General features: G+C 44.0%; 4 protein-coding genes. 3 read left to right on the top strand and 1 reads right to left on the bottom strand.

The window, feature by feature from the left end; translation table 11 throughout:
• A partial coding sequence (locus tag ACLI09_RS17640; protein ID WP_411420969.1) for a fibronectin type III domain-containing protein occupies positions 1-3,717 on the bottom strand: 3,717 nt, incomplete at its 3' end.
• An 824-nt stretch (positions 3,718-4,541) separates the two neighbouring features.
• Between ACLI09_RS17640 and ACLI09_RS17635 the strand changes: the two genes are divergently transcribed.
• The 3 genes from ACLI09_RS17635 to ACLI09_RS17625 form a co-directional block, all read left to right on the top strand.
• Positions 4,542-8,504: a T9SS type B sorting domain-containing protein gene (locus ACLI09_RS17635; RefSeq protein WP_411420968.1), complete on the top strand. Its 3,963-nt coding sequence runs from the start codon at positions 4,542-4,544 to the stop codon at positions 8,502-8,504.
• A 179-nt stretch (positions 8,505-8,683) separates the two neighbouring features.
• A complete protein-coding gene (locus ACLI09_RS17630; RefSeq protein WP_411420967.1) occupies positions 8,684-10,255 on the top strand; it encodes a tetratricopeptide repeat protein in 1,572 nt (523 codons plus the stop codon).
• A 208-nt stretch (positions 10,256-10,463) separates the two neighbouring features.
• Positions 10,464-12,966: PKD domain-containing protein (locus tag ACLI09_RS17625; protein WP_411420966.1), on the top strand; the 2,503-nt coding region annotated here is incomplete at its 3' end.

Raw genomic sequence — 12,966 nt, 5'->3', positions numbered from 1 at the left:
GCTGGTTATTGTATTTTCTACCCTTAGCGTAGCGCCGCTATTTACGGTAAGTATGGCGCCCTCGTTTACAGTAAGGTTATTGGCATAAGCCACGCCTGAACTTATAACAGGGTTATGGCTGCTGGCAGAAATGGTTACATCATCGGCAGCGGTAGGCAGTATGCCGTTACACCAGTTTGCGGTATTTGTCCACGATGTATCTGCCGCTCCTGTCCAGTCAAAGCATGGCGGGGCAACAAGGTTCCACGTAAGTGTAAATGCACCTGAACCGCTAAAATATCCATCTTCAACCCAATAAACCGTTTGTTGTGTTCCTGTACTATTTGTCCAGGTTACCTGGGTTTCATCAGGGTCGTCAAAACAGGCTATCGCAGTTGCTGAATCACAACTTCCATAAAATACAGCTACCATTGAGTCAAAACTATTGCTTTGTGATATGGTAAGAGTATACCCATTAGGAACATCTATTGAGTAAAATAAGTCGGCAGCAGTAGAGTTAAAAGCACATGCCGGCGTGTAGTTGTCGTATGCCCCACTCGTAGTACTCGTATACGGGCTGGTAAGTGATGCCAAGTTAATTGCCGTACCGCATGTATCACCCGGCAGGTATGCGAATTCGGCAGACATAGCCCAGTCACTATACGTTGATGTTCCGCAATCTGTCCTTACAAATAAATAATAACTAGTACCGGGGATAATATCTGAATACCCCATAATAAAGGTATCGGTTATAAAGGTTCCGCTTTCTGTAGGTGGCACTGTTGAAGTGCTTACCACATACTCATAACCCAAAGGTTCTTCACCCAATGTTGGTGCGGTCCAGTTTAAATTAACAGTTCCGTCCATGTTAGGAGTACCCGTAATGTTAACCGGGGTAAAACAGGCGGGAGGCGGGGTAACGTTAAGCGTATAGTCTTCAAATGAACCCCAACTACTATTATAGCACGCGGTATCGGGGCCGGCATTGTTATCAGTACCACCTATCCTCAGGCGGTGTGTACCTAATGCAGCATCTGCAGGTACGGTAAATGTCCCGGTAAGGTTAGCAGGGTTAGCCGCAGACGACAGGCCTGTATATACCAGTTCATCGTCATTATTAAAGTTATAATCGTTATTCCAGTCTACCCAAATTTTTGTCCCATAGGTAAATCCTGTAGCATACGTTATTGTAAAACCATTGGTGGTACCCTGCCCCACGTCAGCAGAAAGAGCGGTATAATCACCATAAAACCCAGTCTCACTTCCGGTAGGATTGTTGATTGTACCCAAAACAAAATTAACAATACCATCATTATCCTGGCTAAAAGGCTCCGGGATACAATAAGGTAATGTGTTAAACGTTACCCCTACCCATTCGCCCCATATGCCGCTACAAAACGTTCTTACATATGCGGTATAGGTAGTGTTTGGCAGTAACGGAAAAAACTCATCGCTGGCAGCGGCTGTGCCGGTAGTTGTTGGGCCGGGCGTAGCTTCTCCTGTACCTTCGATAAAAGTATACTGGTAAAACTGTACTTCGTTGCCACCGGATACTGCATCCCAGGATATAGAGGCTGCGGCATTTGTTATATCATATACCTGAAGGTTGGTTACCGGCGCGCAGCCTGTGGTAATAAATGTGGTACCAACCCAATCGCCCCAGGCGCCACTGCAAAATGTCCTTACATAAGCAGTATACAGCGAGCCCGGCGTAAGCGGAAAATAACTTGTACCGTTTGTTGTGCCTGTAGTAGGGCCCGGGGTAGCTTCCCCTGTTCCAGCGACAATGCTGTACTGGTAAAACTGTACTGTGTGCCCGGTAGTTACGGCATCCCATGAAAGCGAAGCGCTTGTATCGGTAATATCAGTTGTGGTAATATTAGCGGTTGTATCGCATGTCCATTCTTCTATAAGTATATCATCTACAAACAGATTACCCTGGCCAGCATCTGAAGTAGCATGGAAACCAAAGTAATAAACCCCGGTCTCGCCCACAAATAATGGCCCTGCAAAGGCTGAATCCGCGGTTGCGCCTGTTATGTTATTTAGCGTGGTTACAGAATTTGTCATGGCAGTTGCATTAGTCTCCGTGCCATAAGCAACGGTAAGCTGGCCTATTGTATTTTCATCATTATTGCCATACTTAAAACTTGCCTGATACACCTGCCCCTGGATAAGGTATACACCCTGTGTGTAAAACCAGTCATCGGCTGGTTCAGGAGTACCTGTATACTGCAGTGTGTTATTGTCAAACCCAAAACCCGGATTTGATGTTGTTTCCCATCCTCCTGTAGCTGAAGTACAATCTGGCAGGGATGACGGTATTACAGATTCAAAATCAACAACGTAAGGTAATGATGCAAAAGCGCAGCCAGTTGTTGTAAATGTAGCTCCTATCCATTCGCCCCATACACCGCTGCAAAAGGTTCTTACGTAAGCAGTGTAGGTCGTACCTGGAAGTAGCGTAAAGTCGTTGCTGTTAGCGGTTGTATCCGCAGTAGTGGGACCGGGTGTGGCTTCGCCTGTACCTTCAATAAAAGTATACTGGTAAAACTGCACTTCGTTACCCCCGGTTACCGCATCCCAGGATATAGAAGCGCTTGTGTCACCTATATCAGATACCTGCAGGTTAGTCACCGGTGCACAGCCGGTTGTGGTAAACGTAGCTCCTACCCAGTCACCCCATACACCGCTGCAAAATGTTCTTACATAAGCGGTGTAGGTAGTACCCGGCAGTAGCGGAAAAAATTCGTTGCTGTTAGCGGTTGTACCGGTAGTAATAGGGCCGGGTGTGGCTTCTCCCGTACCTTCAATAAAAGTATACTGGTAAAACTGCACTTCGTTACCCCCGGTTACAGCATCCCACGAGATAGAAGCGCTTGTGTTATCTATAAAGCTTATTTGTAAGTTAGTTACCGGCGCACAACCTGTGGTAATAAACGTTGTACCTACCCAGTCACCCCAGGCGCCACTGCAAAACGTCCGTACATAAGCGGTATATTGGGAGCCCGGCGTAAGCGGAAAATAGCTTGCACCCGATGTAGTGCCCGTAGTAGGCCCGGGGGTAGCTTCACCCGTTCCTGCAACAATACAATACTGATAAAACTGAACCGTATTTCCGGTAGTTACAGCATCCCATGATAGGGAAGCGCCTGTATCCGTAATGTCCGATATTGTAACATTGGCGGTCGTATCACATGTCCACTCTTCTATAAGTATATCATCTACAAACAAATCGCCCTGGCCTGCCTCCGAAGTAGCATGGAAACCAAAGTAATAAACACCCGTTTCTCCTATAAACAACGGCCCGATTGAGGCTGTACTGGCTACAGCGCCTGTTATGTTATTTAGCGTGGTTACGGAATTTGTCATGGCGGCTACAGTTGCCTCCAGTCCAAAGGCGACGGCAAGCTGCCCGGTAGTATTCTCATCATTATTGCCATACCTAAAGCTGATTTTGTACACCTGCCCTTGGGTTAACTGTATACCCCTGGTATAAAACCAATCGTCTGCTGGTGTTGAGTTGCCCGAATAATGCAGGGTATTACTGTCAAAACCGTAACCCGGGCCGACAGAAGTTTGCCACCCGGAGGTACCGGAAGTACACTCAGGTAAAGAAGGGGGTATTGCCAATTCAAAATCAAGCACATAAGGTAAAGCTTCGGGGTCGCAGTCCTGTGCCTTCAAACTTGCAGTAAATGCAAGAAGCAAAAAGGATACAAAAGTAAAATTCTTCATTTTGTTTTGTTATTAAAATTTAAAGTTTGTGTTTGTGTAATTCTGCAACGTTAACTAAAAATTTACATAATGATTTAAATATCAGCGTGTAAATAAGGTGACAAATTGTATAAAGAAAGCGACATTAAATATTTAAATGTATGGTTATCAATAATTTAAATACACAAAAGTATACAAGTAAGAAAAAAATTATATTTATATAATTTTTTAACTCTTAAAACTAATAGTTACAAACATTAATGACTAAATAATTATAAATAACTTATAAATATTGTTATTAAATTAGAATAATCACAACACAAAAAAAACTATATCGATTGAAGATTACCACATATTAGGATAATCATATATTAATTGTATTTCTTCTATTTTTTTCAAAGTAATTTTCATTTGATGCACAAATTCAGTTCATTTATATTTTAGACTTGTATCAACAGTGCAAATTGATACTTTGTTTTGGTGGCATTATTAATCTTATTATTTATTTTGAATAACGTTATGCGTTCTTCTCAACCAGAAATGCTGCTGTAAACATATTCCAAAAATCATTTTACAAGAACACAACTTATTGATATACAATACAATAATTATACAATGTCGCTGATTATCCTCGCATTTGTCACTTTATTTACAATAGAAACACACTTAAATCATGATTTATTAACATTATAAATCAGTAAGTTGCGTCTCATATAGGTATACGGTTAGATTTTCTCATACTTTCAAAACAGTGTATTTTTTCTCAGTCCAAATTACCCATACCTGCATTCTCCTATAGTGCAGGTATATTTTATCATTAAAAGAGTATGCGTAATATTTTTACATTGATTTTATTTTTTTTTATATCAGCAGGCTTTTCCCAGGAAGTTTGCAATAACGGCGTTGATGATGATGCAGACGGCCTTATTGATATTAATGACCCGGATTGCACTTGTAACCAGCAATTAATTACATCGTTAATTCCTAATAGTTCTTTCGAAGATTTTACATCATGCGAGTCTGATGCCATACCCCTGCCCGGATGGGTAGAGGCTAACGAACTGTCGCCCGATTATTATAACCAGGCCTGCAATTCTGACTGGTCGAATGTACCCCAACCCTATCCGGATGGCAATGGTGTTGTAGGCCAGATAGTAACAAATTATAATTCAGAATATATTGGGACCTGCCTCACAGGACCCCTTACTGCCGGTACCACCTACCAGCTAACCTTTAAAATTACTACGGATATAGGGTTGAACAGCTGCCAATTCGGCCTCGACCCAATAGATATAACCCTTTACGGAGCTGGAAGTTGTGGCGACATGCCAATTGCTTTTGGCGCAGTGCCTAACAGCAATACACCCTTTGTAACACTGGGCAGTGCTAATTATACACCTATTGTTGCCTGGGGAGAGCTAACCATAGTATTTACCCCCACTACAGCTATAAATGCATTAATTATAGGCGGGGCGGAGTTTTTGTCATCAACTTATGATATTAATATAAATCAGTGCAGGCCTTATTTTGTATATGATAACCTTGTGCTTAGTGAGGCATCGTTATTTGCTGTAAACATACAGGCCACGGGAAATTATTGTTCGGGTGATATGGTACTTACGGCACATCCTGAAGTACCTGTAAACGGTTCAGAAACCTACCAGTGGTATAAAAACGGCATTGCCATACCAGGGGCAACAGGCATTACTCATAATATAGCTGAAGACGGTACCGCCACCGGAAACTACCAGGTAATGCTCTCCCAGGGGAGCGTTTGCAACGTTAGTAGCTTTTATACCGTAAGCAGTGTTACAGGGGCGCCACAGGTAACAACTGTAAACCCCACGTGCAGCACAAATGGCAGTATAACTGTAACCACCCCCGCAGATGAATACAGCTTTGATGGTGGCATGAGCTGGCAGGCAAGCCCTTTTATGGATGATTTCCTTCCCGGTACCTATTCGGTAAAAATGAGGTATGCCTCGGGGTGTACTTCAGGAGCTAACGCGGTAAACCTGCCTGTGCCCGTTTATGGGCCTGCGCCATCATGTACGGGTACAAATGCCAGTTGCGGACCTACCGGCAGTATAACTGTAGATACTCCTGCCAGCGAGTACAGTTTTGATAACGGGGCCACATGGGTAACTAACAATACAATAAGTAACATCCCCACTGGAAACTACAACGTAAAAATAAAAGATGCATCCGGCTGCGTATCGTATACTGCAACTGTGTTTATAGACCAGAGTTACCTGCCAGACCCGGCCTACACTGTTGTGCAGCCCTATTGCACCGCTAACGGCAGTATAACCATAACCACCCCCGCAAGTGAATACAGTTTTGACGGCGGCACTACATGGCAGGCATCCAATACCAAAAATAATATATCAGCCGGTAGCTATGGGCTTGTAATAAGGGATGCCCAACTGTGCATTTCCCATATCGTTTATGTTACGCTAAATACTAGTACCGGGTTCCCGGAATTTAATACAGTACCGCCGGGATGTAATAATAGTGGTGTAATTACCATTACCAGCCCCGCGGCGCTATACAGTTTTGACAACGGCGCTACGTGGCAGGCTGCAAATTCTAAAACAAACCTTTCGCCGGGGGCTTACACAATTATGTATCAGAATGCTAACGGATGTAATTCAAACCCGGCCGCCGTTACATTATTTGCAACGCCCTGGGCGCTATACCCGGCGTTTACAACCGTACCCGAAGGCTGCGAACCCGGCAGTATTACCATTACTACTGCTGCCGACGCGTATAGTTTTGACGGCGGCGTTACATGGCAGGCAACTGCTACCCTGGGCGGCCTGGCAGCAGGCAGTTACGCATTGGCAGTAAGGAATAGCCAGGGATGTATTTCGTTTGTAAAGCACATGCAGCTTACTTCAGAACCCGGAACATTAGAAAACCCGCAGTTTACGGTAACCAATGCTAATTGCAGTACCGGATTGGGGAGCATAAACATAACTACTACGGCGGCGCAATATAGCTTTGATAATGGTGCTTCATGGGCAACTTCCGGTGCATCGGGGCCATTAGCGCCGGGTAGCTACCAGCTTAAAATTAAGAGCAGCCTGGGTTGCGAATCGGGCACGGTTACGGCAACCATACAACAGCCACCCGTAACGCCTTTGCCTGTAGCACACGATATGAATGCTTGCCAGGGAAGTACAGCTACTCTTTCAGCCACAGGTACCGGGCTTTTGTGGTATACACTGCCCTCCGGCGGTATAGGTAATGTAAGCGCACCAGTACCTGATACTGCTACCGCAGGTACAACCACTACCTACTATGTAAGCCAGACGGTTAGCGGTTGCGAAAGCGGCCGGGCACCACTTGTTGTAACAGTATTGCCCGCTCCCACTCCACCTGTGGCAGGTACGGCTCCGGTATACTGCCAGGGCACTGCCACCCTACCCTTAACCGCTACAGGAAATAATCTGCTGTGGTATACTTCGCTGACGGGCGGGAGCGGCAGCACAACTGCGCCGGTGCCGGATAGCACTGCCCTGGGTACAATTACCTACTATGTTAGCCAGACGGTAAACGGATGTGAAAGCAGCCGTGTACCCCTTAGCGTAACCATATTGCCGGCACCTGCCCCTCCGGTTGCCGGCCCGGATGTAACATATTGCCAGGGCGATACTTTACTGCCATTAACCGCCACGGGGACTAACCTGCTGTGGTATACAACGCCTACTGGAGGGAGCGGTAGCACTACTGCCCCCACACCGGCCGGCATGGGCGTAACTGTTTTCTATGTAACGCAAACCATAAATGGCTGTGAGAGCGCACGTATACCGGTTACCGCTACCATAAACCCATTGCCGGCCCCTCCGACGGTGGGGCCTACAGCGTTTTGCCAGGGCGAGACTACCTCGCCTTTAACCGCAACCGGAAGTAACCTCCTTTGGTATACCGTACCTACAGGAGGTAGCGGCAATACAAATGCGCCTTTACCTAATACCTCCATTGCCGGTACAAGTACATATTATGTAAGCCAAACGGTAAATGGTTGCGAAAGCAGCCGCGTACCCTTAAATGTAACTGTATTGCCGGCACCCGCCCCACCGGTTGCCGGCCCGGCAATAACGTATTGCCAGGGTGATCCCATGCTGCCATTAACTGCAACCGGAAGTAACCTGCTTTGGTATACAACGCTTACTGGTGGGGTAGGAAGTACTGCTGCACCTGTACCAAACAGCATAGGCACAAACATTTATTATGTAAGCCAAACCATAAATGGCTGCGAGAGCAACCGGGTACCGGTTACGGGTACCATAACACCATTACCGCAAGCTCCACAGGTAATATCGCCTGTTAGTTATGTGGAAAACAGTATTGCTGCGCCTTTAACCGCTACCGGTACTAATTTAACTTGGTATAGTGCTGCCCTTAATCCTTTGCCGAATGCCCCGGTGCCTGATACAAGCCAAAAAGGAACACAAATTTATTATGTAAGCCAAACGATAAACGGCTGCGAAAGCGCACTGGCGGAAATAGTAGTAACCATAACTACACTTGAATTAGTTATAGAATATCCCCCTTACTTTACGCCTAATGGTGACAGTTACCACGACACATGGAATGTAAAACCATTAAAAGGGCAGCGCATAAATACCTTTGTGTTTGACCGTTATGGTAAGCTATTAGCACAATTTTTTAGTCCCGGTTCAGGATGGGACGGTACCTTTAACGATTATGAGATGCCTTCATCTGATTACTGGTTTTTGGTACTATATAAAGAAAACGGCATCGAAAAAGAATACAGGGGGCATTTTAGCCTGTTGCGATAATAGTAAAACACGGTTTTGACTAATTATTTTATAAATTTATGTAACAATATTTAAATTATTTGTATCGGTTTTATATGAACATATGTTTTATCTTTGAAAAATTATGATTTATAATTACCGTGTACAACCGTTCTTCTGTTAATAAAATTTTTAATACACTTTTTTTCAGCATACTGTGTTTGCTGTGGGGTGCTGTTACCCATTCGCAAACAAAGGAGCAATGCGATTCTCTAATAAAAAAAGGTGTAAGCGAACTGTTTCGCAAGGATCATATTAAGTCGTTAGAAACTTTAACCCAGGCCAGGGCAATTGCCGAAGGCAAGCATTGGGACAGGCAGTTATACAATGCTGTGTTTAACATAGGTAATAATTATTACGCCATGCTCGATTTTGGCGAGGCGTTAAATTGTTACCTGGAAAGTTATACCATTGCCGTAAAAAACCTTGAGGCAAAAGACGAAATCGCGGCGCTTAACAACATTGCAAACCTCTATACCAAGGAAAAGATATATGACAAGGCAATGGAGTACTACTCTAAAGCCTACGCAACCGCAAATGAAAAAAACATTGATTCGCGAAAGGGGTTGCCGCTTATGAATATCGGTTACATCTACAACCAGCTAAACCAGCCCGAGAATGGGAGGCCTTACCTTTTAAAATGCATGCAGTATCTTGAAAACGAGCATCTTTTAGGGGCTAAAATAGCGCTGATAGAAAATGATATGCTTTTAGGGAATGTAAAAAAATCACGCGCCGATGCATTAAGCCTTTATAAATCTACCCCGCGTGCTGAGGAAAAAAACATTGATTTATATTTATGGCAAATAATTGCTAAAGGATATATTACTGAAGGAAATTATGCCATGGCCGAAAAATATGTACGGCAGTTACTAGAAAAAACCCTGTCGCCCGACATTAAAAGGGATGTATTTGAACTTTTAGAAGATATATACAGCAATAGTAAAAAGTATGAAAAAGCCCTGGTTATTAAAGACTCTATTATTGCTGTAAATGAACAGATTGACGAACTTAAAAACGGCCGTGTTTTTGAGAACAACCGTGTAAGGTTTGAAATTCAAAACTACCGCAACGATATTCAGGACAAAGAGGATAAAATACGTACAGAACGCATAGTTTTTATGTCGTCTTTAGGAATACTGCTGGCTTTTATAACAATAGTATTGCTTGTCTTCAGGCAAAAAAACATTATAGCCGAACGCAACAGGAACGCGGCAGCATTAAATCTTGAAAAAGAAAAAAACCACAGCCTTATTTTAGAGAAACAAATTACTGACGCGCTGCTGGAACAGGAACGCCTTAAAAATGAAATAGAAAACAGGAACAGGAAGCTATCGGCTAAAGCCCTGTACTTATCAGACAGAAACGAAATGATAGAGGAAATTGTAACCTATCTTTCAAAAAAACCAAAATATTCTACTGACAAGACATTATCAGAGTATGTTCGCTCATTAAAAAATAACCTGCGTACCGATAATGAATGGAATAATTTTATTACCCACTTTGAAGAGGTAAACCACGGCTTCCTGATGCGTCTTAAAGAACTACACCCTACACTTACCGCTAACGACATTCGGTTTATTGCATACATTTATATGAACCTTACTATTAAAGAAATGGCTTCAATTTTAAATATTACTATTGTAGCCTGCAAGAAAAGGAAAGAACGGCTGGCTGCTAAAATGGACATTCCTAAAGATTTAGATTTATTTGACTATATATCAACGCTATAAGACTACAATGTCGCCTATTTTATACCGTTTGTCTCTTTTTATTCCCCTACTATTTATAGTTTGTAAAAACGATGCATACAAATTTTGTTTAATGTTGCGGTAAACAATGTATTAAATTACTAATCACTTTTTTCTGACTGTTGACGATAATTTTCAGTCGAAAAGTTAAATAATTCGGTACAGCGCATAATTTATTAACAAAACTATTATGAAAAATCGATTACAATTTAAACACTTTTTCTGCTGGCTGCTATTGCTTTCTGCGCAGGTGCTAATAGCGCAGTGGCAGGACGGTTTATGGGTGGGAAAACAAGCTAATATCTGGTGTTTGTCTCCGGACAACCAGGGAGGAGTAAATTTTAATTCCGGCATACCGGTAACATTTCAGGGCCCTCAACTTAATGTTCTTGAAGGATCTGCTACAATTTCTGATGCAGCGGGGCAATTACTGTTTTATGGAGGAAGTAACACAATATTTAACCGTAACCATGCAGTAATGCTTAATGGAGGCGGACTTACTGGCGGTAACGGAAGTTCTACCCAGTTTGGTGTATTTGTACCTAAGCCTGGTGATGCTAATATTTACTATTTATTTAATGTAGACAATGCAACTACCGTCTCTCCGGGTTTAATTTACTCAGAGATAGACTTAACCCTTGACGGCGGGCTCGGTGGTGTTACGGCAAATAAAAATATAGTTTTAGATGCGGATGCTAAAGTCGAGAAAATAACAGCGGTACATCATGCCGATGGCGAGCGCATCTGGGTAATTTCGCACCGGTACATGAGTAATGAATTTATAGCGTATCTTGTTTCTGCAAATGGCATAAGCACTACCCCGGTAGTAAGTGCAACAGGAACTTTCTACCCTGGCCCCCCAGACCCTGACGACCCTAATATTGGCCCTGAAGGAGTGGGCCAGTTGAAGGCATCGCCAAACGGAAGTAAACTTGCCTCTGTAATTATAGAGGGTCCCAATAAGGGGGTTGAAATTCTCGATTTCAATAACCTCACGGGCGAGATTTCTAACCCTATACACCTGGAAGGATATAATGGCCAGCCTTATGGCCTGGAATTTTCTCCAAACAGCCGTTACCTGTATGTAGGCGACCCTTTCGGATTTGTAGCTGCAGGTACTGTTAATCAATATGATGTAACCCTTACAAACGAAAATGATATTGAAGCATCAAAAGTAGTAGTCGCTAATTTAAATACAGGAGGGGAAGGCGGCAATAGCGGAATGCAATTAGGGCCTGACGGCAAAATATATATCAGGAATATTATTTCAGGAGGGTATAACGTAATCAACAATCCTAATAATAGCGGGCTGGCTTGTGGATATCAATTAAACGGGCTTATGGCTGGCGGAGGTATCGGCACACCGGCTTTTATACAATCCTACCTTGAGTCGGGTATACTGCATGAACTGGGCTGCCCAGGCGGCGATGTTAGTTTTTCGCTGCTTCGCATACCCGATGTAACTTCGGTAGCATGGAATTTTGGCGACCCGGCAAGCGGTGCTGCCAATACATCTGCTATTGCATCACATACATTTAGCGCAGGCGGTACCTATACTGTTACAGCCCAGATAACCAGCAACGGCGGCATACAATCTGCCAGTATAACAATTACGGTACCGGATGCGGGCGCTGTAGCAGTAGCACCGGATGACCTTACTGTGTGCGATGGTAGTGCCGGTAGTGCCGTTTTTAACCTTAACTCCCAAACCGCTACAATAATAAGTGAGCTGGGTACAGACTATACAGTAACTTACCATACAACTCAAACCAATGCGCAGGATGGCTCTAACCCTATTACAACGCCGGGTACCTTTACATCGTCGGGGCAAACCATTTGGGCAAGGGCTTCAAATGCAGATAATACCTGTTTTAGCTTGGTAAATTTTGAATTGCAAATTGTAGCGCCTCCCGTTGTTAACCCTGTAACGGCACTTTCAGAATGCGGTACAACAGCCCAACCCAATACGGCGGTGTTCGACCTTACCCAGCAAAATGCTGCGCTTACAGGCACCCAAACCGGCATTACAGTTACCTACTACCCCACCCAAACGGATGTCGATAATGGCACCAATGCCATAACAGCACCGGTAACATATACAAACACCGCAAACCCGCAAACCGTTTTTGCTACGCTTGAAAATGCTGCGGGCTGTATCGTTAGCACATCATTCGCATTAAATGTACTGCCTGCCCCTACGGTTGTAGCAGTACCAAACCTTTCACTATGTGATGATGCCACTCCAAATGGCTTTACAACATTTAACCTTGCCCAGCAGGACGCACTTTTACAGGCAGGACAGCCGGGTGTTGCCGTGGCATATTACACCAGCCAGGCCGATGCCGAAGCAGGTAGTAACGCCATTACAACACCTACTGCATTTACCAATACTGTAAACCCGCAGACTATTTATGTAGCCGTTACCAATGCCTCAGGATGCAGCAGCTACACTTCCTTCCAGGTAAATGTACAGGCGCTACCGGTAGTAACACAGGCACCGGATCTTACTGTTTGCGATACCGATAATAACGGGACATCGGTATTTAACCTAACCCAGCAGGATGCCCTGCTTACAGGAAGCCAAACCGGTATTACCGTTACCTACTACCCTACCCAGGCAGATGCCCAAAATGGCACAAATGCCATAACGGCACCGGCAGCCTATACAAGCACAACGAACCCGCAAACCATTT

Origin of the sequence: Flavobacterium sp. RHBU_24, from assembly GCF_046613695.1 — a bacterium.
Lineage (GTDB): Bacteria > Bacteroidota > Bacteroidia > Flavobacteriales > Flavobacteriaceae > Flavobacterium.
The sequence above is the reverse complement of the archived record's forward strand: the minus strand, read 5'-3'. Positions and strand labels throughout refer to the sequence as shown.